Here is a 24,060-nt window from a genome sequence, read left to right on the forward strand (position 1 = left end):
CCAGCTGATGCGTGCCACTCGAACCCTCGTCCTGCTACTCAGCATCATCGCTGCCGTAGTGATCACCGTATTCGTCCTGACCGTGACCGGCGGCGACCGGACCGACACCAACCAACCTCCTGACCAGGGCGGACAGCGCTCGACGACCGGTGTGCCGTCGACGACATCGTCAGGGGCACGTCCGCCGACAGTCGACATGTTCGGCAACCGCCTCGAAGTCCCTGCTGAGGAAGCCGGTGCGGTCTTGCCGCAACGCGCCGAGGATCGTGTCGACCCGGCGCGGCCGGACTATTTGAGCGCGCCACCTGACCAGTTGCAGTGGCAGCGCATCTGGGGCGGTGCGGCGGTGCCGGTTTCGGGCAGCGACGGCCCTGCCCGCATTGATGCCGGTGTGGCTGAGGGGTTCGCGCGGACGCCGCAAGGGGCCGCGTTGGCGGCGATGGACGCCATCGGGCGGGTCTACGCCGCGCCGGACCCGATCTGGCGAGACGTGGTTCGCGAGCGCTTCTACGGCGGCGGACAGCCTTTGATCGACCGGTTCGCGCGGTCACGGGCAGACACCCCGGGTGCATCCCGCTACGTGACCGTCCCAGAAGGTGTGCGGATTCAATCGGGTTACCGTGACGACCTGGCCGTGGTGCAGCTCGCGGTCCGGTCCACGACCGGGTACGCGATCGCGACCTGGCCGATGGTCTGGGTCGAGGGCGACTGGCGGGTACGGGTACCCGAGGACGTCGAAAGCCTCTGGCGCCCAGCAACTCCGACCGCGTCCGTGAGCGGGTTTGGTGATTGGAAGGCCCGATCATGAATAGTTTTCTCGACGCTGCGGCCCCGCTGGCGGCAGGGCCAGCCCGAACGCAGGCCCCCGACATCGCCTGCACTGTGCTTCCGGGAGTCCGGGAGGCATGCCAGCTCGGCGGCGTCGCCGCAGACCTAGCGGGTGACTCCGTGGTCGATGGGCTTGTCAACATCCTGCTGTCAGCCTTGACGACGCTTCTGCAGATGGGGATGACGTGGTGGACGACGTTTCCGTCGCCGCAGTTGTCTTCCTCGGCCGGCCAACCCGCTCCCGTCCTGACTCAAATCAGGGAATACACAGTCGGCCTGCAGGTGGTGCTCTTGACCGCGGGCATCATGCTCGCTGCGGCGCGGCTGGCGCTGGCCAAACGCGGTGGCCTGGCGGGAGAAGCGCAGGAGAGCTTTCTCATGCTCGCTCGCGCCATCTTTGCGTCGATGACCTTCGCGACACTCATCACCGTCGGCACCAATGCCGGCGACCAGTTTGCCAACTGGGTGATCTTCGACGCCACCCGCGGCGACCTCGAGAACGCCATCGGCAAGATCCTCGACCCCGACACCATGGCCACTCTCGGGCCGGGGATCCTTCTGCTGGTCGGCGTGCTCGGTGTGATCAGCATGCTGGTCCAGTTGGTCATGCTCGTGGTCCGGCAGGCGCTGCTGGTCGTGGTCGTCGCGGTGATTCCGTTGGTCGCCGCCGCGTCCGGGTCTTCGGCTGGCTCGCAGGCATACAAACGCCTTCTGGCGTGGTCGCTGGCGTTCGTGCTGTGGAAGCCGGTCGGGGCCCTGGTCTATGCGATCGCCTTCACCGTCCTCGGCGCCGAGGACCAGACCGATGCCCAACTGATGCTGCTGGGCCTGATCTTGATGCTGATGAGTGCCATCGTGCTGCCAGCGCTGATCCGGTTGATCGCACCCGCAGTGGCCACCCTCGGTGGTGGTGGCGGAGCGGCATCGGCGTTGGCCGGTGCTGGTGCGGGGATCGCGATGTCTGCAGTCGGCAGCCGGGGATCACAAGCCAGGAAGATGTCGGAGGCCGAAAGCTCTGGCTCGTCGTCAGGTTCCTCGAGCCCGAGCGGGTCGTCCTCTCCGTCGGGCGGAACAGGCAGGGGGAGACCGATGGCGGCGAACTCGGGCTCGCCGCCCGCCGGGGCGTCCCCCGCATCGGGTGGTGGTGCGCCGAGTTCCGCGCCGGCAGGTGGGGGTGGTTCGAGCGCTGGCCGGGCCTCCGCTGCCGGTGCCGGTGGGTCGGGCAGTGCCGCGGCCACCGGCGCGGTAGGTGCGGGGCCTGCGGGTGCGGCGATGCTGGGCGCCCAACTCATGGTCGGGGCGCTGCAAGGCATCGCCTCAACCGCTCAACGTGCCGTCCCGGAATCGTCTGGCCAGTTGGATCCGGATTCGCTCGGTCCCGGGGAGGTCCGCCGATGAGCACGCGAATGTATGGGCGGTGGGAACAGCCGCGCTCGGCCGGGTTCTTCGGATTGACCTGGGGAGTGTCGCTGCTCGGGCTCGGCCTGGTGATCACGGTGATGGTGTCGTTCATGATCACCCGCTCCCTGGAGTTCGCCGGGGCGGTCCTGGCCGGGGCTGCGGTGGTGTTCGTCCCGCTGGCGGTGACCCGCAACGGGCGTACCGGGTGGGAGCTGTTGCTGTTGCGGGTCCAGTTCGCGCGTGCGCGTTCTCGCGGCGAGCTGACCTACCGATCCGGGCGGTTCTCGCGCCTGCCGGGTGTGGCGAAATTGCCGGGATTGCTCGCTGATTCGCGGCTGACCGAGTACGAGACCCCGGGTGGGAAGCGGTTCGCGATGCTGCACATCCGGCGCAGCGATCACTACACGGTCATCGTGCGGGTGATCCCGCGCGGCAAAGAACTGGTCGACCAAGCCCAGATCGATTCCTGGGTCGAGGGATACGGCCAGTTCCTGGCCTCGCAAAGCCGCGGCGGTGAAGTGGTCGCGGTGACTGCGGTGCTGGACAACGTGGTGGAGACCCGGTTGAAGCAAACCCGGGAAGTCACCCGCCTGATCCGCCCGAGTGCCCCGGATTTCGCCAAGGCGGTGATGACCGAGGCCGCTGCCGACAGCGGCGGGGTGGGGGTGCGGATCGAGGCACGGATCGCGATCACCTACCGGGCGATCGGCAAGGGTCGCATCCGCCGTGATCAGGCCGAGCAGGCCCGTGAGATCGGGCAACGCCTGCAATCGGTGTTGTCTCAGCTGGCCCGCGCCGGCCTGCCCGCCACACCGCTGCAGGCGTGGGAAGTGCTGGGGTTGGTGCGTAGCCGGTTCGACCTGGCGTCTCAGCGTGATGTGGAGGCGGCGGGGGATCGGATCGTGGAGTCGCAGTCGTGGGACTCGGTGGGTCCGCTGGCCCATCAGGACCGGTGGGATCACTACCTCCACGACGGGGCCCGCTCGATCACTTGGGAATTGGACGGCGCCCCACGGGGTGCGGTGATGGAAACCGTCCTCGAGGAACTGCTGCGTCCGCGCCCGGATGTCCCCCGAAAGCGGGTCGCGATCGTCTACCGCCTGCATTCGGCCGCTGAAGCGACATCGTTGGTGGATTCAGACTTCCGCGACGCGGTCGCCGCCGAACAGACCGAACGCGGCATCTCCTCGGCCGCGGCCCGTATTCGGGTCGGCAACACCTCCGCTGCCCGCGAGGAGCAAGCCCGCGGGGCGGGGTTGACCCGGTTCGGGGTGTTGGTGACGGTGACCGATCACCTCGATGCGGATCTGCCCGGCATCGAGGCCTCGGTGAGGGGGATGGCGGCGGCGTCGCGGTTGACGGTGCGCCGCTGCTACGGCTACCAAGCCGCGGGTTTCGCTGCCTCGCTCGGGATCGGGTTGATCCTGCCCGAGCACGCCTCCATCTCCGAGCGGGTCTCGGGATGACCGGGCCCACGAACGGGTTGCCCGGCCGAGGCCAGCCCGCGAAAACCGAAATCATCGAGGGCATCAGGGTTCTGAGCAGAACCCGCCGTGCAGAAGTCGAACTCGCGGCCACACAGGCCGGTTTGCGGGGTCGACGGGCTCGAATGCTGCTCTCCAGTGACGATCACCGCCGTGCGACCGCGGCACGGCGCCGCGACGGTAGCGCCGGGGACGGGTTCGATCTGAACGCGCCGATGTTGACCGACCGCGGATATGCCGGGCCCGGGGGAGGTCGTGCGTCGGTGGTGCCGCGGACCCCGGAGTGGCGCGGCACGACTGTACAGGTGGCGGGGTTGTGGCCGTTCTGTGTCGGGGCGAGCGCCCCGACCGCGGGTGTGCCGGTCGGCAGTCACTACATCACCGGCGCCCCGGTGCATTTCGATCCGATGTCGTGGTTTCTGCGGGGGTTCATCACGGCGCCGATCGCGTTCGTGTTGGCGCTCAACGGGTTCGGCAAGTCCTCGTTGATCCGGCGCATCATGACGGGCGCGGTGGCGGCGGGGGAGACCGTGCTGTGCATGGGCGACACCAAAGGCGAGTACCGCGACCTGGTCGAGTGCCTCGGCGGCCAGGTCGTCGATGTCGGCTACGGCCACGGCACCGTCAACCCGCTCGATGTCGGCGCCCTCGGGGCCGTTATCGCCGCACTCCCCGATGCCGATCAGCGACGTCAGGTGATGGCGCGGGTCGAGGCCGGGCAGATCAACATCGTCGCCGGGCTGATCGAGCTCGTGCGCGGCGCCCGCGTCGAAGACTACGAGGAAGTGCTGCTCGCCGCCGGTCTGCGCGAGCTCTACAGCCCGGCCGGTGGTTTCTCCCATGCGAATCCGCCGCTGTTGGAGGATCTGCTGGCGGTGATCTCGGCGGGCGGGGAGCGGCTGCGCGCGTTCGCCGAAGAAGACGACGACCTCTCCTATCGAGCGGCGACGAAGCCCTTGCGCCGGTCGATGCGTGCGCTGGTCGAAGGACCGTTCGGGGCGATCTTCAACGGACCCACCTCGACCCGGCTGGATGTGTCGAGTCCTGCGATCTGCATCGACATCTCCCGCATCCCCGAAGGCGACACGAAACTGCTGGCCGCGGTCCTGATGACCTGCTGGTCCGACGGGTTCGGCGCGGTCGCCGCCGCCCACGCCCTCGCCGACGCGGGCCTGGCGCCGGCGCGGACGTTCGAGGTCGTGATGGACGAGATCTGGCGGGTCCTCGGCGTCGGGGAATTCATGGTCGACCGTGTGGACGCACTGACCCGGCTCAACCGTGGTCTGGCGACGGGGTTGATCATGTGCTCGCACACCATCAAAGACCTCGCCGCCTTCGATTCGCCCGCCGCACAGGCCAAAGCGCTCGGCTTCTTCGAACGCGCCCGCGCGAAGATCATCGGCCCGGTCGGCCCCGAGGAAGCTCACCGCATCGCCGCGGTGGCGGGGATGACCGACACCGAGAAACTGCTGGTCACCTCCTGGGCAGCGCCGCGCCCACCCAGCGACGACGACCTCGACACCTCCCGGCGCGAAACACCTCCCGGCACCGGCTGCTATCTGCTCAAGACCGGGGAAGCCGAACAACCCGGCATCCCGTTCCGGATGACATTCACCCCCACCGAACGCGACTCCGAGATCCACAACACCAACCGCCGCTTCGACAACCTCGGCCAAACCCCCATCGGGCCGGTGAATCCGCGATGAGCGGCGCCGCTCGCACAACGACCGCAGCCGTGGCCGCGGTCGTGCTGCTGGTCGTCCTGCTGCTGTTCGCCGGCATGGCACAGGAGCAGGGATGTGCGCCGTCGGCGGCGTCGAGCGGGACGTCCTCGGCTTCGTACGGAACGAGGACGATGCCGATGGCAGAGGGCACCTTCGCGTTGACCTCGGGTTTCGGAATGCGGTGGGGCACACAGCATCAAGGCCAAGACTTCGCCGCCGCACCCAAGACCCCGATCTACGCGGTCTCCGACGGGGTCGTGGCGCGGGTGGGCGCGGCGAGCGGGTTCGGGATCTGGGTGGTCATCGACCACAACATCGACGGCGAGATCGTGTCCTCGGTCTACGGGCACATGTTCGCCGACGACGTCTACGTCGAACAAGGCCAGACCGTGCGGATCGGGCAGCTGATCGCCGGAGTCGGCTACAACGGCCAGACCGTCCCCGCAGGCCCGGACGGCGCACACCTGCACCTGGAGATCTGGACCGGCGGAGGGCGATTCGGCGGCGGCACCGCGATCGATCCGATGCCGTGGCTGCAGGGTGGGTCGGCGCCGACCAGCTCGGTCGGATCGACCGACCCCGCCCCATCGACGACACCTACGCCGGACGAAGGCTCGGTGATCGAAGCCGGAACAGCGGCAGGGACCGAACTGCCCGCGATGCCCGCATCGATCGGGTCCGAGCGCGGTTTACAGGTCGACACGATCCGGTTGGCGCGCACCGTCGTCCAACGGTTCCCGCAGGTGCGTGAGATCGGTGGGCAGCGTGAGGATCCACTGCCCGATCACCCGAGCGGGCGGGCGATCGACATCATGATCCCCGACCCGATGTCGGGGCAGGGCAAAGCGCTCGGTGACCGAATCGCCGACTTCGTGATCACCAACGCTTCCGCGCTGCGCATCGATTACCTGATCTGGCGCCAGACCTACCGTTCGGCCGATGGCGAGTCCAACCTGATGGAAGACCGGGGCGGGGCCACCGCGAATCACATGGACCACGTGCATGTCACCACGCTGGGTGGTGGTTACCCCGACGGCACACCGCTCGGGCCGGTCACCACGGACTCTGCGGGTGCTGCGAGGGCGACGGTGTGTGGGCCCGCTGTCGGCGACACCGACCTGGAACCCGGCACGGTCCCCGAGGAACTGCTGGCCTGGTATCAGCTGGGCGGGACCGTGTGTCCGCAGATCACCGCGCCGTTGCTGGCAGCGCAGGGCAAACAGGAATCCGGATTCCAGCGAGGGCTGACCTCGGCCGCCGGGGCACAGGGGTTGGCCCAGTTCCTGCCCAGTACCGCGACCGCGCTCGCCTCCGACGGGCAACCGTATGTGATCGACGCCGACGGCAACGGCGTGGCGTCGGTGTGGGACGACGGCGACGCGATCATCGGCCAAGCCCGCTACATGTGCGACATCGCCGACCACGTGGACACCTGGATCAGGGAGGGCAAGGTCGTGGCCCCCAACGGGCCCGCCGAGCTCTACCTCGCCGGCTACAACGCCGGCGAACACGCCGTGCTGCGCTCGGGCGGATTCCCCACGGGCTCACCCGATTACGAGATTCAAACCCGCCCGTACGTGGCCAACATTCTCGCGATGGCCACCCAAATGTCGACGACGCTGAGCTGAGGACGCCATGGTCAACCGTCTCCCTCTCGTCGCCGGGACCGCCGGGGTCGCGGCCGTCCTGATAGCGCTCGCCACAGTGCTGCTGAATGGGGCCGATGAGCCTGGACACGTACCCGACACACACACTCCTGGTGTCGCCCACGTGGAGGGTCCGAATCCAGAGGGTGCCAACGCGCTGACGGTCACCCAGATGGGGCTAGCGGCGATGTTCTGCTGGCAGCCCCGTGTCGATCCCGGCCCTGGTGCCGGGTTGGTTCGGGCGGCACCATGGCTGACCGGCGAACTGGCCGCCTCGGCGAGCAGTGGCCCCGCGATCGGGCTGGTGCAGTTACCGGAATGGGCGGGCTGGCGCGACAGCAACGACATCGTCACCGCCCTGGTCGATGCCGAGCAAGCCAAACCCGACGGGTCCGGGACGACGGTCGCGGCGACGGTGACCCAACAGGTGCTCCACCACGACGGGTTCACCACCATATACCGGCGGATGCAGGTGACTGTCACGGTCACTTCAACCCCGCAGGGGTGGCGGATGTCGAGCTACCGCATCACATCGGTAACCGATCATGGTTGAGCGCACAACACCCCGCGCCCCCGCCGGCCGGGCACTGGCCACGACACCTCACCACCTCGACGGTCCAGGGGCGGTGCTGCTGCATCGTCGGATGGCGGCACTGATCCACAACGTCAGCGTCGATCTGAGGCAGTTGGCGCTGCAACCACACAGCCGCGTCCAGACGTTTCGGGATCTGTCGGTCGTTGGTCGCGTCGTGCATGAGCAAGCGGTGGCGATCGGTGTGCCCGCCAACTGGATCGCTCATGCGAAGAAGGCTGGTCAGCAAGGTCGCAGAGCAACCGACGCTGCTTCGCTGCCGCCATGCCGTCCGGTGGCGCGGTCGCTGCTGCTCGCTCAGCTCTACCACCAGGTCGACACACTATCGACCCTGGCCGCGGGGGGACCGATCCGCCGCGACCACGCCACGGTGACCCTAGAAGCAGCCGACAAGCTGACCGAGCATCTGCGGTTGCAGTGGTTGCGGGTGGCGATGGTCGCCACCGCCCTCGACGTCACCGAGGCCGAAACCAGCGGTTGGTGGTCCCTCGAGGCGGCCGACTGGCGAGCACGCCTGGACCAGATCTCGCAGCAGTCGGCACCCGATCAGGGGCGTCAATGGCGCGACCTCACCCACGTGGGCCGGGTCCGTGAAGGACGGATCCGGGTCGCGGCGATGCGCATGGTCGGCATCGACCTCGCCGACAGCTCACCCCACCAACTGCCTCCCGCCCCGCATCTGCTGGAAACCGTCGCCGAAACCACCTGGCACACCGCCTCTTTAGAACCCGGTAGTGGCGCGGGGATCGGTGCCGCGATCGCCGCGACCGGCGTCGAGGACGGCTACGGCATCGCCGACAGCGATCTGTTCGACCTTCCCCCGCCCGGAGACGTCCCGCACCCCCAGCTCGAACCAGATTTCTGACCGATCGCTCCGAAAGAAGCCCGATGACCACGAATCCCCGTACCCGTGCCCCGGCCACACCGATCGCCCCCGAAGACATGGTCCGCGCCCGGGCAGCTGAACTACAGACCTTCGCCGCAACCAGCGAATTCGACACTCTCGCGGCCGAATACGGTTTCACGACCGATGACTTGTCGGCCCGCTACATCCAAGCGTTGCTCGATGTCGTCGGGATCGACTACGACGGTCTGCGCCAATCCGAAATCCCCTGGGCCGCATCGAGTGCCAACCTCGTGCGCAAGGGTGCGAACGGCCCGGCGCTGACGGTGCGGGTGTCGTGATGAACGGAGATCCGGTCGAAGAAGGCGGGCAAGCGGTCCGGCAAGGGTTCCTGCAAGCGCTGCAGACCGCGCACACCACCAACGCTCTGTTCCGGAGCAGGGGCGGGGAATCGCGCTCGCGCGCGGAGTCCGACCAGCGACTCGCGATCGAAGCGGCCAAGAACCAACGGTCATGGATCGAGCACCAGGCCCGCCTCGGCAACCTCGGGACCGAGCAACACCTGGCCATGGCCAAGATCGACGAGGTCCGCGCCCGCATCGACAACGCGGCCAAGATCAACGACGTCGACCTCCGCCACAAGCAAGGCCAGATCGGCAGGGCTGAAACAGATCTCGCGCGACGCGAACTCGACGGTGAGCTTTCCCGGCAGCAGAGCAGCGAGGTGCATGCCGCCCGCATCGCCGGCTACACCAACCGCGAAGCCCGCGAAGTGCAGCTGCACCAGCTCGATGTCGAGCTCAAGGAACTGATGATCGAGATCCGCCGCCGCGCGGCCGGATTCACCGACAGCCTGCACCACACCGATGAACGAACCGGCACCGCCAAAGCCGCAGCAGCCCAGTTCGCCGCCGCTGACGCCACCCGCGACCTGTCCCCAGATGCCGAAGCCGCGAGCCGAGCCTACGAAGAGCGGTTCACAGTCGACACCGGCCTGGACACCGACGACTTCTTCGCTGACAACGCCACGAATCAGCCCGAACACAGACCGCGCGGCGTCGACGACGACATGGGCGGGCTCGCAGCCGATCTCACCATGGATGCGAACCTGCACCACGAGTTCGGCTACCTCGCCCGCTATCTCGCTCCGACCACCGCCCCGGCCGCTGAGGCGATTATCGACGCGGAGATCGTCGAGGACGGTGAATGGATCGAGGCCGCGGTGTCGGCGACAGCGGTCCACGACGTCGATCACACCGCCCCCGACCGGGACCTGACCAGTGGGGGAGCAGACCCCTCGCCCGCCCGCGCCACCGGCGCAGAGCTCGAGGTGTGGCGTGGCGATCCCGATGTGGGTTGGGGCCGGTGAGATGTTCGAGCCGAATCCGGTCCAGGCCAAGCTGCTGCAGGCCGTGCAGAACCTGGCCAGCGACAACCAGCACCTGATCGACCGATCCCGCACCGGCGACAACCAGGACCTGTCACCGATGGCGCTGGCTCATCTGGATATCGGGCGCCGCACCCGGGAAAACCTGGAAGCGATCGCCACCGCGGTCGGGGTGCCGAAGTCGGTGATCGACTACACCCGCGCCTGCGGGGAACGCGGACACCGCTGGGCACCCGGTCAACCGTTGTTGAGCACCGAAGCGATCGACCGCGACACCCTCCTGCGCGGGCACCGGCGAGCGGTCGCGCAATTGCAGACGATGGCCGGAGTCGGGGCTGCTGCCGCGCGAGGGGGCACCCTGCCGCGTGCCGGGTTCTCCGCGTTTCGGCGCGTCATGGGGGTGAGCTGGCAACGCGTCGGCGCTATCGGGCACGCCCTGGGGCTCAACACCATCGAACAGCAGCATGCGTGGGAACCCACCGCCGGGCCGTGGACCGATCAGATCGCGCGGACCATGTCGAGGCTGGACCGGGCGGAGTTGTCGGCTCGGTGGCGCGCGATCGTCGACACCGACTTCGCCACGGTGTCGATGCCGGTGATGGTGCTGCAAGCCGCCGGAATCACCCCCGACGACATCGACCGCCAGCTCCCCGTCCTACCGGACCGGATGGTCGAGCTCGCCGCAGCCGCCCTCGAACCCCTTCCCTCGGGGCGGGAATACGGCGGCGTTGGCATCGACGCCGCGATTGAGGCCACCGGCACCGGTGCCCACACCGAACACGACCCCACCGATCACGGACCCGGCCCGAAACCGGATCAACACACCGGGCCCGACATCGGGCCGGGGCCGTGAACCGCCGCGCGGACGACAGCTCGACCATCCCGGGCACTGAACACGCAGTCAATCAACAGGATTGGAGAACCGGTGAGTCATCCACTCTCGGGTGCCGAGGATCTGCCGTCGTGGCAGCTTCGCCTACTCGAACGAATCCAGAACGCCAGCTACGACCACTACCGCACCTTGTTCCATGGGTCCCCGCGGTACTCGCCCGCCAGGAGCCCGAGCGTTCAGCTCGAGACGTGGCGGACTCATCTGCGGGCGTTGGAGGACGAGCGCGGTGAGATCGAGTTGCACGCCCACGCCCGCGGGGTCCCGCAACGGATGATCGACTACGTCACCGAAACCGGCGCCAGGGGAGCGCGGTGGGGCGATACTGCTGAAACGGCGACATTGCCGGTGGCCGCGCCGGGGGCGGATCCGGCGCGCCTGTATCTTCTCGACCAGCTCGCCGAGGACGTGTGGCGTCTGGAACACACTGCTCTGGTCCGCGGGGAGTACCTGCATCGTGTGCACACCGGCGGGTTGCCCGACAACGAGCCAGCAGAACGCCAGCTTCACGACAACATGGCCGCGTTGTGGCGCCGTGCTGCGGGGACCGCGGCGCTGATCAACGTCCAGCTCGGCGAGGCCGAGCAGCTGTGGGGTCGTAGGCCGGAGTCGTGGCAACAGGTGGCGGAGCTGACCGCGGCCTCTTACACCGATGCCGAACTGCGGCAACGGTTCACTGAGATGTCGTGGAAAGGGATCGAAGCTGACGTCTCGCGCACCGTCGACAACCTCGCCACCACCACCATCACCGATCTCGGCCCGCCCACTCCCTGGGAGTTCGCCCACCGTGCCGAACAAGCCCTGGCCGCCGTCAGCTTCACCGACAGCCTGGGCACGCGCGCGGGGCACGGTATCGGCACCGCGGTCGAGGCGACCGGAGCCGGAACCGGAGCTCGGTGGGAGGCGGACCCGGACCTGCAACCTCGCCCGCCTGATCGAGGGCCGGGACCTGGTGTGGATCAGGGGGTGTGGTGATGACCAGCAGCGCTCCAGGACCCGAGGAGTCGGTGGCCCAGTGGCAAGGCCGCATCCTGCGCCGGATCCAGCAATTGGCCGCCCAGCATCGGGAGGTCGCTGATGCCGGACCTTCCATGTTCGACGACGGTGTCTCCGGTGGCAGCGAGCAGGTGTGGAACGAGCGACTCGAGTTGCTCACGGTGCAGCGTGAGCACGCCGAGTACGCGGCGATGTTGGGTGGGGTCGACCCGGGGTGGGTGGTCGATGCCCGCGAACTGGGCCAGCGCGGCGAGAACGCCCCGAAGCCGGGCGTGGTGCGCCAGCATCCCGCCCGCGCCAGCGAAGCGCAGGAGTTCTACCTCGACATGCTCGAGCTCGACTTGTGGACTATGGAACGCATGGCCGGCCTGGAAGCGGCCCGCATGGACCGAATCGCCACCGGGAGGTGGACTTTCGACACCAACCCGATCGCGGTCGCCCAGTTTGCCGACAACATGGCAGCACTGCACACTCGGGTGACCGTCCTGGCTGCCGCCGCCCAGCTCACGCCGGCCGAAGGCGAGAGCCTGTGGGGGTCGAGCGTGGAAGGGATCCGCCGCGTGCACGCGGTCACCTTCGCCGCTTACACCGAGCACGCCCTGGCCCAAGCCTGGAACGGCTACGCCCGCGCCGACCCGGCGTTGGCGGTACCACCGTATGTTCCGCGAGATCCCGACACCGGCACTCCCACCGACACCGCCCTGGTCGCCCCGCCGACGCCAGTCAAGATGCTCGCCGACGCGACGAGTGCGTTGCGGTCCCAGTTCGTCGACACCGCCATCCGCCAAGCCGAACCGACCGACCTGGCCGCCGAGAGCACCGCGATCACCACCGTCGTCGACGCTGCCCTGGGCGAGGACACCGCGTGGTCGTGGGAACCCGATCCGGACCCGGCTCTCGGACCCGCTGGTGAGATCGGCGCCGATCGCGGCCCAGACCTATAGAGCCGCAGCACGATTGGCTATTTGTCGGCGTCACGGCCAGGGGGAACTGAGCCGGGGCGACCGAACCTGAACCGCTGGGACTTCACGACACCCCGTCGTGGGTGTGACGTTTTCTCGATCCGAGGAAGCACGATGCCCCACCGTCTCCACCAACAGCCACCTCCACCCTCGAATCCCACCTCATCGTCGTGCCTGTGCTTGTCCGGGAGCATGCGATGACTTGGCAGACCCGAGGAACCAGTTTCACCGATCCCGACTATTACCGTGACGCCGTCGACCGCGTCGAAGCTCAACTCCGCGCCGACTTCGCCACCCACCACCAGCTACGCGAGATCGCCGTCTACGGGGAAACCCCGGCACAGGTCGTCGAGTACAAAGCACGCGCGCACGACATCGCCCGACAGTGGCAACACGACGCTGCGCCCGAGCATCAGCAGTTGTGGCACCAACTGACCAGCGCGGTCGAGGCCTGGACAGCCGACCCCGAAGCCGCCCGCGTCGAGTTCGGCCAGCTGCAGCAATCGTTCATCGAGGGCGGTTCCGGGATCGACTCGAGCACCATCCTGACACTCCGGCAAGCCGCGGAACTGACCGGACACCTCGAACCGGTCAACGATCGGTCCGCCCAAGACGGCGCCCGATGGCGACCTCGCCACCTGAGCGTGGTCCCCGATCCCAGCGCCGAGAAAACACGCTCGGACAGCTTGATCGACCGCGCGCTGGGCGGGCGAGCCGCACAAGAGCTGAGCATGGCCGAGGTCGAGGCCATCATCAACGGCTCCGACGAACTCCTCGCCGCCGAGGAAGCCCTCGGCGATCTCGACACCGGTGAAGACGAGATCACCGCCCTCTTGCCGGCCGCCCAACGCAACACATACCTCACCCCCACCGTCAGGGTCGACCAGGTGCCCACCCAGATCGCCGCCGTGCGCCGGGTTCAAGACCTGGCCGCCCAACACGCCCGCCTGGCAACAGAATTCGACGAATCCCCCGAAGGCAGTCAGGTCCGGATCGACCAACTGGAGCGGTTGATGGACGGCGCCAGGCACGCCCGGCGCGCCGCCGCGCTCGCCGGCGCCGACGACGCCGAGATCACCAGCGCGTACCAGGCGGGCCTGGCCGGGCACTACTGGTCGCAGCAGCCCGGGGCACCGCGGCTGGCCCAACTCGAGCACGTCCTGGGTGAACGCGACACCGCTGTAGCCGAACTCGACACCCTGCGAGGCCAACTCGGTCGCGCCCCTGACCAGCCACCGGCGCTCGCGCTCGCCGCCGGCGCGGAGAACACCCACCACCTGGCGGCCTCCAACACCGCCGTGGCCGGTGGGGCGGTGATCTCCAGTGCGGTCGAGGCTGCCCTGCCCGATGCCGACCCCGCCGCCGACTGGGAGAGCCCAGAACTCACCGGTGTCATCGACGCACCCCGCCACGCGCCCGGCGTCGACCCCCACTTCTGAAAGGACAAGGTCAATCATGTTCTCCCCCCGAGAAACCCGCCGCCGCACCAAGTCTGGGCTGGGTGAGGAAGCCAGCATGCTGGTGATCCTGCTGGCACTGCTCGCGCTGGTGTTCGTGTTGTGGGTGGCGCTGAAACTGGGTAGCTTGCAGGCCGGGCAATCCCTGTCGTGGAACCCTTTCTCAGGCCTGCTGTCGGTCGTCGCCGGAGACAAGCGGTGGCCTTGGCAAGCCACCCCGATCGCGGTGGTCCTGCTCTGCGTGACCGGCGTAGCTGCGATCCGCGGAGCTCGATCGTTCACCAGCGGTGGGGAGGTCGATGCGGCGGCGCGGACCATGCAGCCGCCGGGCAAGATCCGCATCGCGCGCGCCGCCGACAACCTCGCCGACAACCAACGCCTCCTCCATGACGCCCCACCAGCAGTGCAAGGGAATCCGGGACCGCTGTTGGGTCGCACGGTCATCGGCGATATCGCCCTGCATGTTCCCGCCGAACTCGGTGTCACGGTGACGGCTGGTCAGCGGACCGGAAAGACGGTGGCGTGGGCGATCCCAGCGGTGTTGTCGGCGTGGGGGCCGTGCCTGGCCACCTCGAACAAACCCGACCTGTATCGGCACACCGTCTACGGACGTGAGCAGCTCGGGCGGGTGTGGGTGTGCGACTTGCAAGCGGTGACCGGGCAGGTGGTGTGCGGGTTCTGGGTGAACCTGTTCAACCAGGTCAGCGGGCTCCCGGCGGCGCGAAAGCTGGCCGGGTTCTTCGTGTCCGGGTCGGCGGGTTCGGCGAACGAGATCGCGAACGCGAAAACCGATGCCTACTTCGACGGCGGCGCCCAAGAACTGTTCGCCCTGCACATTTTCGCCGCGGCGTGCGCGGGTGGGGACCTGCATCATGTCGCGGAATGGCTCGGCCGCGACCAGGACCCGACCCCGGCGTTGATCCTGCGCCACCACGGCCACGACCGTCCCGCCGCCCGCATCATCGAATGCCAAGGCCTCTACGCCCGCCAACGCGACGGCCTCTACGACATGGCGCGACGCTTCCTCAACGTGCTCTCCGACTCCGGGTACGCCCAGATGGTCACACCGCCGGTCCGGAAACTGTTCCAGGTCAGCGAAACCACCGCCAAGCCAACGACGGCGGTGCGAAGTCGGGGAGGGAAGGCAGCCTCGACTCGCAACGGGGTCCTTATCGAGTCCATCGATCAACCACGTACGCATTTGCTGCCGGAGTTCGACCCGACCGCGTTCGTCACCTCCAACGACACCCTCTACCCGTTGTCGATGACCGGTCCTGACGGTGCCACCCCGTTGACCGCAGCCTTGGTCGGGCAAGTCCTGGAAGCCGCCCTGACCGCAGCTAGGGCCCGCCCGGATGGGCGGTTGGCGGTACCGCTGTTGTGCGTGCTCGACGAGGCCGCCAACTGCGCACGCATCAGCGAACTGCCCTCCTACTACACCTACGCTGCCGGGTGCGGAATCATCTTGATGACGATCCTCCAGGTCCTCGAGCAGGGCGAAAACCTCTGGGGCGTCAATGGTTTGAAGACGATGATGGCCCAGTCGATCGAGGTCTACGGCGGGTCCATCGCCTCCCGGGACTATTTGGAGCATTGGTCGGCGATGGCCGGGCAACACGACGTCTCCGACCGCTCCCGCACCTCGACTCCCGGCGGGGTCCAACGCAGCTTGTCCTGGCGCGCCGAACCGATCCTCGACGTCGCCATGCTCGCCGCCCTCCCCAAAGACCGCGCCCTGGTTCGTCTTCCCGGCCACGGACCCGTCGTCGTCCGCAAGATCCCGTGGTTCGTCAGCGAGTACGCGCCGCTGGTTCGTTTGTCGATGCGGCGGTTCGAAGGGGAGCGGGTTTCGCTGATCAAAGCCGCTCCTCTGGCAGCGGGGGAGGGGCAGTCGTGACCAGCCCTACCCAGGCCGCGGCGGCGCCGATGCCGCCGCAGTTCGGTCATTTCACCGATTTCGCCACCGCGTGGATGTTGCCGACGATCAGCGTCCGGTTGGCCGAGGCGAACCGGGAGAACACCTTCACCTGGTGCTCACGGTGGTGGGCGCATCGTCCGGTCGCGGTCCGGGTCGCGCACCTGCATACCGCGTTCGAGGCGATGCGCCGCGCCAAAGCCGGGTCGAGCCTGAGCACGTTCCTGCTCACCCATTTCGACCCGCACGTCAACTCGATCCTCGACGCCGCGAACGGCCCCTTACACCGCTGCACCCGCACCCACCACCAGGCCACTCCATCGTTGCCGTTCGACCCGGTGCCACCCGCATGGTTCGGCGCCACCCCCCCCGCCTCCGCCGTCGATGATGACAAACCGGCGAAGAGGTTCGGCCACTACAGCGAGTTCGTGCAGCAGTGGTTGTTGCCGGTGGTGTCGGTGAAGATCGCCGCGAACAACCGGGAAGGCCAATACACGTGGTGTCGGCAGTGGTGGCGCCACCAAGGCGTGGCCATCCGCTTCGCCGGACTACATGCCTGCTTCGAAGCCGCGACCACTGCCGACGACAAGCAGGCGATGAGCGCACTGTTCGTCCGCCACATCGACCCGCACTTCCGGCACATCCTCGACGCCGCCAACGGCCCACTGCACCGCTGCACACCCGACCAGCACATCGACAGCCCCGGCCTGGCCGGTGAACCGGTTCCCGCGAATTGGTTCGGCACCCCGGGGTCCTTGACGCCGATCCACTGCCTAGGCTTCGGCCCGGACTTCCGCGCCTACGACGTGGGAGGTGAGCGACCATGAGCATGAAGCATGCGAGCGCAGTCCACAAGCGGGTCCTCAAAGCACTGCAGAATCAGGCCGCGGACTCCCAAGACCTGCTGAACACCCAACGCGCCAGCGGCACCGAGCCGACCCCGGAGTGGACACAGGATTTCCAGGCGCGGGCGATGCTGCACAGCGAACTCAGCGCCGCTGCCATCGCCGGTGGGGTACCAGTCGAGTGGGTCGATCAGGCCCGCGCACGCGGTACCAAAGGCATCCGTTGGAACACCAACCTGTTTCTGCGCCGCGCCGCCCCGGTCGATCGTGAGGCGCTGATCGACAACCTGCGCACCGACATCGATCACTTGGCACGGTTCACCGGAATCCATGCCGCCTACCGACCCATCGCAGCGGCACGCAACTCCGACACCTCCAGCGTCGACGAAACACTCGACACCCTGTGGCGACGATCTGCCCAACTCGGTGTCCTGCTCCGGGTCGATGCCGACCAAGCCCGACAACTCTGGCCACACGACACGTGGATCGAAACCGCCGCCTCGGCAGCGGCGGGTCTGACCGAAGCCGAACTCGCCCACCAGTGGCGGGCCATCGCGGCCACCGACATCAGTGGCTGCGCTGTGCAGGCGCGTGCTTTGACCGCGGCCGGGATCGAGCCCGACCCGGTGATCGCCCCACCCGAACCTGCCGCAGTGCTCGACGTTCTCGGCGACAACCACCTTCGAGTTACCGGATTGTTCTCCCACGCACTCGGAGTGCAGATCGACGCCGCCATCGGCGCGACCGAGGCCTCTGCCCACCATCTCGGCAGCGACGGGTGGACCACTCAGCCGGTTTTCAGTGACCCGCAAACCAACTATCCCGGGATCGAGCCATGAGCCGGCCGCCATCGCAGCCGCGTCTGGTCTCGGATCTACCTGCCCCGCAGGCCGAAGCGCTCAATGACATCCATGACCTGGCTCGCCGTACCGGTGCGCTGCGTCGAAGCCAGCCGTATGCCCCCGAACTGGTGCGGCTCGAACATGACCGCAGCATCGCCGAGATCGTCGCCGCCAGCAGGGCGATACCGGCGGTGTGGATCACCCAAGCCCGCGAATACGGACAGGCGAACCGGGCATGGCAACCGACCACGGCGCTGCGGGACCCGCCGAAGTACAACGTGCCGCGCCGCGGCTACGGCCGAGTCGTCGCCGACACCAACCGGCTCGTCGACATGGCCACGGTGTCGGTCCTGCGCCACCAGCATCTGCACCAAGCCGGGATCGAAGCCGAGCCCGAACCTGCTGTGGCGCAGCAGCTTCGGCAAAACATGGTCGCGATCCGCACCCGCATCATCCACACCGCCGCCGCGATCAACATGCGCCCGGCCCAACGCGCGCGCAGCACGACGGTCACCGATGCCCACCTCGCCGAACGGCTCGCCAACCGCCAACAGCTCGCCGTCGACGACCTGACCGCGCTCTGGCGCGACCTGGCCACCCCCGCGATCGCGGCGAGCGTCCGCTCGTCGCTGGCCAGCCTGCGCCGCACCACCGGACCACCTGTCAGCGCCGACAACGGACTGCCGATGCCGCCCACGGTCGAGGAACTGATCACCCGCACCCACCTGCAACTGACCAACATGACTCCCGCCGATGGGGCCTTCACCGACGGGCAGCGGATCGAAATCGCAGTCCAGCTCGCCTTGCCGCCTACGGCGCCAGAACCCGACCACCACAACGCCGAGACAACGGCCGGGCCGCCACCGGATGGCCCACTCACGCCAGGACCTGAACCGTGACGAGCCGTCAGCTCGACCGCGGGACTATCGACACGTCGGTCTCCACCGCTGTGGTCGGCTGTTTAAACCCACTCAGGTCCAGTCCGTCGTCTGACGGACCGCCGCTCGCCGACCATGACCTGTTCCTCGGTGAAATCCGAGTATTTTTCCTGGATCGCTTTCGCCAGGACGGGATAACCAACCAACCGGTATAGGGTCATCCGTGTCTCGGTACTCGGCTTGCGCGCCAATGCGCCTCCTCGTTGTCGGGTCAACGTGCTGATGGTGCGCAGGAGCGCTCGGCGAGGTAGACCATGGTCTAGGGCCGACCGTCGGTCGGCCCCGCGGAATCTCCGGGTTGTCGACGCAGTGCGGTATCCGCACGTCGTACGCGTGTCATTTCGCGACGTCGTCCAGTCGGGGTCAAAACCAGCCCCTCCGTGGTAGCCCGTTATACCAGCTGGTCGGACTTGGGGGCACTCCTTTTCGACGCGTGCCGTATCGAGTCACCTGCCGACCGTTGGCCGAGTTCGGTGCAGCCACAGACTCAGGATCAACTGCGTCCCTGACCTCAATGACTACGTTTCCAAAGTTCTACTACCAGCGATCCCGGCTTTGCCTCGCAAGTGGCATCCCTGCACGGCCACATCGGAGCGCTCCAGCGCCGTCTGGATCCAGGACGCGTGGCGGTTCGGCTGGGTCGAGATCGGCGCTCGCCACCTTCACTGTTACCACCACCGCGCACACGGCGGCTACGACCGAGGAGACGGTCGGACCGATCCGGGCGGAACTCTGTTGATCAGCCACCAAATTTTCCTATCCGTCCGGCAGTGGACCCGACTCTGCACGTGTACCCGGATGGTCGTCTCAGGTTGATCACCCGTGCCGACGATCTCGCCCGCGCATCGTGAACTTTCTCCATGCGCCCCGGCGAGCGGTGAACTCACAGGTCATCGGTAACCCGTAGCCGAGCGCATTCGGAGGCTGGGACTCTCGGCCGACGAGGCTGGCAGGGACGTTCAAGCGGGGACGACCACTGAGTGGGGGCCGCTGATCGTGTGCTGGAGGCGGGTCGACCGCCCCGGCTGGCGGCGTGCTGCTGACTTCGCGCCAAAATAATTTTCGCAACAACTGTTGTGTGAACCCCATAGGGCTCATTACAGTGATGCACGCCACCTCGGCAGGTGGAAGCGGCGGGTGGCACGAAGCGGTGCGAAGTGTCGAGCGCTGCGTTCAGGTCGATCAAGGCCAGGACGACCTCGCGCGCCGTTCGGGTGGCATATCGGACGTCATTTCCGGCAGTTCATTTCGTCGATGGCTGGCGGCTCGGCAGGTTGAAGGAGATTTAATTATCATGAGTTCTCGTCGCACCCGGGTTCGACCCGGTCGCTGTGCTGTCGTCGGGCTATCCGGAGCCGTTTCCGTAGCCGTCGGTGTGCTGATGCCGACGGTGGCAAGTGCGGATACGTTCGTGCCGCTACCGGATGGATCGAAGGTTGGCCCCGGGGTCACCCTGTCACGCACCGGTGAGCACGCCATAGTTTCGCCGTCGATGGCCGCCAATGGTGCCGGTCGCGTGGTGTGGGTCTCGGGTAACGCGGCTGTCGATGTCACGGTGACCCCTGAAGGCGAGGTCGGTCCAACCAACGGCCCGGCGGACCTACCGGGGAGCAACAACTCGTCCACCCACGGCGCTTCCCAACTCAACACTGGTTACCTAGTCGGTTGCCAGGTGAGCATCGCCGACGATGCCATCGGCGCAGGGATCTCCGGTGGAATCTCCACCGGTGGGGTGAGTGCAGGGGGGTCTATCGGGGTGAATCTCGGCCCGGGCGAGGTGAAGTTCGTGCAGATCGACTACAAGGGCATTCTGAAGCCGGGTCGGTACTCGGTGGAATATCAGGACGCCGAGATCGAGATCCAGGGCTGTGCGGGATATGCCCAGGCTCGCGCCTACACGGTGGTCGAGATCATCGGCGACCACTACTCCAAGACCACCCTCTACGGCGCGCCATTCAGTATCGGCTGAACCGCGACTCCATCCTCCCTGAATCTGAAGGTGAATTTCTCATGATCAACCGAAAGAACATCGCGCGCAAAAGCTACGGCGCCGTTGCCGCCCTGGCGTTGGGCCTGCTCGCCAGCGCTCCGGCCGGCGCCGACACGCTCGTGCCGCTGCCGGGCGGGGAGATGGTGAAGACTCTCTCCGACGGCACGGTGGTCACGGTTCGGCTCTCGAACGAGTCGGCCACGATCAGCCCGTCGATGGGCGCAACCCCGGTTCACCGCAACGCATGGGTCTCCGGCGCCGCCCAGGTCGACATCGCCGGTGCGAGTGAAGGGTCCTACGGACTCATCATTCCGGGCTACACCGTGGGCTGTCAGGTGAATATCGCTGGCGGCGGCGCTGGCGGCGGTGTGGAAGGGGCGTCCGATTGGGAGGGCAATGCAAGCGTCGGAGCCAACACCAGTGGCGAACTGTCGCTCGGGCCCGGGCAAGCCGAGTCGTTCTACATCCTCGATCGGGAAAAGGCCGACGACTTCGGCAACGAGTCGCACAAGGTTTACAACGAATTCACCGGCGGGAGCGGCTCGGTGGCTTGGGCTGATCAGACGATCGGATTGTCCGGCTGCGGCGGTTACGCCCAGGCCAGGGCCTTCGTCAGCGTGGAGATCGTCACAGACAGTGTCACCAGCTGGGTGACTCTGTGGGGCCGGCCCTTCAGTCTGGGCTGACGGAAGATTCGGAATGAGCCGGTCGCGCGGACACCCGTCCGCACGACCGGCTATTGGCATTTCCTTTGTTGCGCAAGATGATTCGTGGCCACGGGCGGTCACCAGGCATCCGCTTGACGTCCGCCGATGGGCTGTAGCACTATCAGGTGAGCAAGCGCTTAGTTACGAGGAGGCCTGGCATGACCACCGTGGTCACTCGCAGTACACCGCTCGGGCTGTTCGGGATCGACGAGATGCTGGATGACGACGAGCGCGGCATCCAGGCGACCGTGCGGGAATTCGTCCACGAACACCTGCGCCCGAACATCGGCGACTACTTCGAGTCGGCCACCCTGCCCCGCGACATCGTCCACGAATTCGGCCGCCTCGGCGTGCTCGGCATGCACCTGGACGGCTACGGCTGCGCGGGAACGAACGCGGTCAGCTATGGCCTGGCCTGCCTGGAACTCGAAGCGGCCGACAGCGGGTTCCGCAGCTTTGTCTCCGTGCAAGGTTCGCTGTCGATGTTCTCGATCCACCGCTACGGCTCGGAAGAACAGAAGAATGAGTGGTTGCCGCAGTTGGCCGCCGGCGAAGCGGTCGGCTGTTTCGGGCTCACCGAACCCGACTTCGGCTCCAACCCTGCCAGCATGCGAACCCGGGCCCGGCGCGACGGCACCGATTGGATCCTCACCGGTACCAAGGTGTGGATCACCACCGGTGGCCTGGCCGATGTCGCCACAGTCTGGGCGCAGACCGACGACGGAGTCCGCGGATTCCTCGTTCCGCGGGGCACCCCCGGTTTCCAGACCCGCGACATCGCGAAGAAGCTCTCACTGCGTGCCTCGATCACCTCAGAACTGATCCTCGACGACGTGCGCCTGCCCGCGTCGGCCCAACTGCCCCACGCGAATTCGCTGAGCGCGCCGCTGTCGTGTCTGAACGAAGCCCGCTTCGGCATCGTGTTCGGCGCGCTCGGCGCCGCCCGCGACAGCCTGGAAACCGCCATCGAATACGCCGGTACGCGCGAGGTGTTCGATCGCTCGCTGGCCAGCTATCAGCTCACTCAGGCCAAGCTGGCCGACATGACCCTCGAACTCGGCAAAGGCATGCTGCTCGCTCTGCGTCTGGGCCGCCTCAAAGACGCCGGGCAGTTGCGGCCCGAGCAGATCAGCCTCGGCAAACTCAACAACGTCCGCGAGGCGCTCGGCATCGCCCGTCATTGCCGGACGATCCTCGGCGCCAGCGGGATAACCCTCGAATACTCGCCCCTTCGGCACGCCAACAATCTCGAGTCGGTACTCACCTATGAAGGAACCAGCGAGATACACCAGCTTGCCGTCGGCAAGGCGCTCACCGGGATCGGCGCCTTCCGCTGAAAGTTCTCCCGCAAGAATTCTGGAGGTAACCATGACACAGTTCACGCACACTTCGCCGTGCGCAGGCGAAGGAAGCCGGTGCGCACGATGAAATTGGCACTGACCGCCGACGAGACGACATTTCGCGACACGCTGCGGGACTTCTTTCGAACCGAGATTCCCGCAGGGATTCGGGAGAAGGTGCGCCAGGGGGAGGAGCTGAGCAAGGCCGAGATCGTGACCTGCCAGCAGACGCTCAATGCGCACGGGCTCGCGGTGCCGAACTGGCCGGTGGAATGGGGCGGTCAGCAGTGGTCGGCGACTCAGCGTCACATCTGGCACGACGAGATGCAGCTGGCGTCGGTGCCGGAACCGTTGACGTTCAACGCGAACATGGTCGGGCCGGTGATCGCCACGTTCGGTTCTCAGGAACTCAAACAGCGCTTCCTGCCGCCGACGGCGAATCTCGACATCTGGTGGTGCCAGGGCTTTTCCGAGCCTGAGGCCGGATCCGACCTCGCTTCGCTGCGAACCACCGCCGTGCGCGACGGCGACAGCTATGTCGTCAACGGCCAGAAAACCTGGACGACGCTGGGCCAGTACGCCGACTGGATCTTCTGCTTGGTCCGCACAGACCCGAACGCGAAGAAGCAGGCGGGCATCTCGTTCCTGCTAATCGAGTTGAGCACGCCCGGCATCACCGTCCGGCCGATCGAGTTGATCGACGGCGGCTTCGAGGTCAACGAGGTGTTCTTCGACAACGTGCGCGTACCCGCCGACCAACTCGTCGGCGAAGAGAACCAGGGCTGGACCTACGCCAAGTTCCTGCTCGGCAACGAGCGCACCGGCATCACCGCGGTCGGGCGGACCAAGGTCGCCTTGGCGCTGGCCAAGGAACGCGCGGCGCAGACGACGGTGGCAGGCGGCACGCTGCTGGCAGATCCATTGTTCGCCGCGCGCGTAGCCGAACTCGAAAACCAGCTGCTGGCACTGCAATTGACGCTGCTCCGGGTGGTGTCCGATGGCACCGACGGCAAGCCGAACCCGGCGTCGTCGGTGCTGAAACTGCGCGGCACCGAGCTGCAGCAGGCGGCCACCGAACTGCTGGTGGATATCGCCGGGCCGGATGCGCTGCCGTACGCGGCGGGCCCGGAGATCGCGAGCCCGCAGTGGGCCCAGCGTAGCACCGCCACCTACCTCAACTACCGCAAGACATCCATCTACGGAGGGTCCAACGAGGTGCAACGCAGCATCATCGCCTCGACGATCCTCGGCCTCTGAACACAGATTGTGAGTC

Annotated in this window: 21 protein-coding genes; all 21 read left to right on the forward strand. The window is 67.2% G+C overall.

Annotation, left to right across the window (positions count from 1 at the left end):
- Nucleotides 1-7 precede the first annotated feature (7 nt).
- The 21 genes from AB0H56_RS29515 to AB0H56_RS29615 all read left to right on the forward strand — a co-directional run bounded on the left by AB0H56_RS29515 (nt 8) and on the right by AB0H56_RS29615 (nt 24,044).
- Nucleotides 8-808, forward strand: coding sequence for a hypothetical protein (locus AB0H56_RS29515; protein WP_357169283.1), 801 nt, complete (start codon nt 8-10; stop codon nt 806-808).
- A gap of 140 nt (nt 809-948) precedes the next feature.
- Nucleotides 949-2,226 (forward strand): hypothetical protein, encoded by a 1,278-nt coding sequence (locus AB0H56_RS29520; RefSeq protein ID WP_357169286.1) that lies wholly within the window; start codon nt 949-951, stop codon nt 2,224-2,226.
- Nucleotides 2,223-3,695, forward strand: a complete 1,473-nt coding sequence (locus AB0H56_RS29525; protein ID WP_357169289.1) for an SCO6880 family protein — start codon at nt 2,223-2,225, stop codon at nt 3,693-3,695. The genes AB0H56_RS29520 and AB0H56_RS29525 overlap by 4 nt, the downstream gene beginning before the upstream one ends.
- Before the next feature lie 323 nt (nt 3,696-4,018).
- Nucleotides 4,019-5,419 carry a hypothetical protein gene (locus AB0H56_RS29530; RefSeq protein ID WP_357169292.1) on the forward strand — a complete coding sequence of 467 codons (1,401 nt, stop codon included), beginning with the start codon at nt 4,019-4,021 and terminating at the stop codon, nt 5,417-5,419.
- A complete protein-coding gene (locus tag AB0H56_RS29535; RefSeq protein WP_357169295.1) occupies nt 5,416-7,065 on the forward strand; it encodes a peptidoglycan DD-metalloendopeptidase family protein in 1,650 nt (549 codons plus the stop codon). Before AB0H56_RS29530 ends, AB0H56_RS29535 begins: the two co-directional genes overlap by 4 nt.
- Nucleotides 7,066-7,072: 7 nt before the next feature.
- Nucleotides 7,073-7,636 carry a hypothetical protein gene (locus AB0H56_RS29540; RefSeq protein WP_357169298.1) on the forward strand — a complete coding sequence of 188 codons (564 nt, stop codon included), beginning with the start codon at nt 7,073-7,075 and terminating at the stop codon, nt 7,634-7,636.
- Between the two features lie 91 nt (nt 7,637-7,727).
- Nucleotides 7,728-8,540 (forward strand): hypothetical protein, encoded by an 813-nt coding sequence (locus AB0H56_RS29545; protein ID WP_357169301.1) that lies wholly within the window; start codon nt 7,728-7,730, stop codon nt 8,538-8,540.
- Between the two features lie 23 nt (nt 8,541-8,563).
- Nucleotides 8,564-8,860: a hypothetical protein gene (locus AB0H56_RS29550; RefSeq protein WP_357169304.1), complete on the forward strand. Its 297-nt coding sequence runs from the start codon at nt 8,564-8,566 to the stop codon at nt 8,858-8,860.
- Nucleotides 8,860-9,888, forward strand: coding sequence for a hypothetical protein (locus tag AB0H56_RS29555; RefSeq protein WP_357169307.1), 1,029 nt, complete (start codon nt 8,860-8,862; stop codon nt 9,886-9,888). Before AB0H56_RS29550 ends, AB0H56_RS29555 begins: the two co-directional genes overlap by 1 nt.
- Before the next feature lies 1 nt (nt 9,889).
- A complete protein-coding gene (locus tag AB0H56_RS29560; protein ID WP_357169309.1) occupies nt 9,890-10,759 on the forward strand; it encodes a hypothetical protein in 870 nt (289 codons plus the stop codon).
- 309 nt (nt 10,760-11,068) lie between these two features.
- On the forward strand, nt 11,069-11,770 hold the full coding sequence (locus AB0H56_RS29565) for a hypothetical protein (protein WP_357169312.1): 702 nt from the start codon (nt 11,069-11,071) through the stop codon (nt 11,768-11,770).
- The gene (locus tag AB0H56_RS29570) at nt 11,770-12,735 is read left to right on the forward strand and encodes a hypothetical protein (RefSeq protein WP_357169315.1); all 966 of its coding nucleotides are present in this window, start codon (nt 11,770-11,772) and stop codon (nt 12,733-12,735) included. Before AB0H56_RS29565 ends, AB0H56_RS29570 begins: the two co-directional genes overlap by 1 nt.
- Before the next feature lie 215 nt (nt 12,736-12,950).
- Complete coding sequence (locus AB0H56_RS29575) at nt 12,951-14,192, forward strand: hypothetical protein (RefSeq protein WP_357169318.1); 1,242 nt, start codon at nt 12,951-12,953, stop codon at nt 14,190-14,192.
- 76 nt (nt 14,193-14,268) lie between these two features.
- On the forward strand, nt 14,269-16,107 hold the full coding sequence (locus tag AB0H56_RS29580; RefSeq protein WP_357169321.1) for a TraM recognition domain-containing protein: 1,839 nt from the start codon (nt 14,269-14,271) through the stop codon (nt 16,105-16,107).
- Nucleotides 16,104-16,952, forward strand: a complete 849-nt coding sequence (locus tag AB0H56_RS29585) for a DUF4913 domain-containing protein (protein ID WP_357169324.1) — start codon at nt 16,104-16,106, stop codon at nt 16,950-16,952. The genes AB0H56_RS29580 and AB0H56_RS29585 overlap by 4 nt, the downstream gene beginning before the upstream one ends.
- Nucleotides 16,949-17,809, forward strand: coding sequence for a hypothetical protein (locus tag AB0H56_RS29590; RefSeq protein WP_357169327.1), 861 nt, complete (start codon nt 16,949-16,951; stop codon nt 17,807-17,809). Before AB0H56_RS29585 ends, AB0H56_RS29590 begins: the two co-directional genes overlap by 4 nt.
- A complete protein-coding gene (locus AB0H56_RS29595; RefSeq protein ID WP_357169330.1) occupies nt 17,806-18,711 on the forward strand; it encodes a hypothetical protein in 906 nt (301 codons plus the stop codon). Before AB0H56_RS29590 ends, AB0H56_RS29595 begins: the two co-directional genes overlap by 4 nt.
- Before the next feature lie 1,333 nt (nt 18,712-20,044).
- Nucleotides 20,045-20,719 (forward strand): MspA family porin, encoded by a 675-nt coding sequence (locus tag AB0H56_RS29600; RefSeq protein ID WP_357169413.1) that lies wholly within the window; start codon nt 20,045-20,047, stop codon nt 20,717-20,719.
- A 41-nt stretch (nt 20,720-20,760) separates the two neighbouring features.
- Nucleotides 20,761-21,426, forward strand: a complete 666-nt coding sequence (locus AB0H56_RS29605; protein WP_357169333.1) for an MspA family porin — start codon at nt 20,761-20,763, stop codon at nt 21,424-21,426.
- Between the two features lie 179 nt (nt 21,427-21,605).
- A complete protein-coding gene (locus tag AB0H56_RS29610; protein ID WP_357169336.1) occupies nt 21,606-22,784 on the forward strand; it encodes an acyl-CoA dehydrogenase family protein in 1,179 nt (392 codons plus the stop codon).
- Between the two features lie 87 nt (nt 22,785-22,871).
- Nucleotides 22,872-24,044 carry an acyl-CoA dehydrogenase family protein gene (locus AB0H56_RS29615; RefSeq protein ID WP_357169339.1) on the forward strand — a complete coding sequence of 391 codons (1,173 nt, stop codon included), beginning with the start codon at nt 22,872-22,874 and terminating at the stop codon, nt 24,042-24,044.
- The last annotated feature ends 16 nt before the right edge of the window (nt 24,045-24,060 follow it).

The sequence above is a fragment of the Nocardia sp. NPDC050717 genome (assembly GCF_040654275.1).
In the GTDB taxonomy this organism is placed as follows: domain Bacteria; phylum Actinomycetota; class Actinomycetes; order Mycobacteriales; family Mycobacteriaceae; genus Nocardia.

Coding starts and splice junctions, on each gene's coding strand:
- AB0H56_RS29575 (WP_357169318.1), top strand. CDS start 12,951: ATGACTTGGCAGACCCGAGGAACCAGTTTCACCGATCCCGACTATTAC.
- AB0H56_RS29580 (WP_357169321.1), top strand. CDS start 14,269: ATGCTGGTGATCCTGCTGGCACTGCTCGCGCTGGTGTTCGTGTTGTGG.
- AB0H56_RS29570 (WP_357169315.1), top strand. CDS start 11,770: ATGACCAGCAGCGCTCCAGGACCCGAGGAGTCGGTGGCCCAGTGGCAA.
- AB0H56_RS29545 (WP_357169301.1), top strand. CDS start 7,728: ATGGCGGCACTGATCCACAACGTCAGCGTCGATCTGAGGCAGTTGGCG.
- AB0H56_RS29595 (WP_357169330.1), top strand. CDS start 17,806: ATGAGCCGGCCGCCATCGCAGCCGCGTCTGGTCTCGGATCTACCTGCC.
- AB0H56_RS29535 (WP_357169295.1), top strand. CDS start 5,416: ATGAGCGGCGCCGCTCGCACAACGACCGCAGCCGTGGCCGCGGTCGTG.
- AB0H56_RS29555 (WP_357169307.1), top strand. CDS start 8,860: ATGAACGGAGATCCGGTCGAAGAAGGCGGGCAAGCGGTCCGGCAAGGG.
- AB0H56_RS29605 (WP_357169333.1), top strand. CDS start 20,761: ATGATCAACCGAAAGAACATCGCGCGCAAAAGCTACGGCGCCGTTGCC.
- AB0H56_RS29600 (WP_357169413.1), top strand. CDS start 20,045: ATGAGTTCTCGTCGCACCCGGGTTCGACCCGGTCGCTGTGCTGTCGTC.
- AB0H56_RS29525 (WP_357169289.1), top strand. CDS start 2,223: ATGAGCACGCGAATGTATGGGCGGTGGGAACAGCCGCGCTCGGCCGGG.
- AB0H56_RS29515 (WP_357169283.1), top strand. CDS start 8: ATGCGTGCCACTCGAACCCTCGTCCTGCTACTCAGCATCATCGCTGCC.
- AB0H56_RS29540 (WP_357169298.1), top strand. CDS start 7,073: ATGGTCAACCGTCTCCCTCTCGTCGCCGGGACCGCCGGGGTCGCGGCC.
- AB0H56_RS29560 (WP_357169309.1), top strand. CDS start 9,890: ATGTTCGAGCCGAATCCGGTCCAGGCCAAGCTGCTGCAGGCCGTGCAG.
- AB0H56_RS29615 (WP_357169339.1), top strand. CDS start 22,872: ATGAAATTGGCACTGACCGCCGACGAGACGACATTTCGCGACACGCTG.
- AB0H56_RS29550 (WP_357169304.1), top strand. CDS start 8,564: ATGACCACGAATCCCCGTACCCGTGCCCCGGCCACACCGATCGCCCCC.
- AB0H56_RS29610 (WP_357169336.1), top strand. CDS start 21,606: ATGACCACCGTGGTCACTCGCAGTACACCGCTCGGGCTGTTCGGGATC.
- AB0H56_RS29590 (WP_357169327.1), top strand. CDS start 16,949: ATGAGCATGAAGCATGCGAGCGCAGTCCACAAGCGGGTCCTCAAAGCA.
- AB0H56_RS29565 (WP_357169312.1), top strand. CDS start 11,069: ATGATCGACTACGTCACCGAAACCGGCGCCAGGGGAGCGCGGTGGGGC.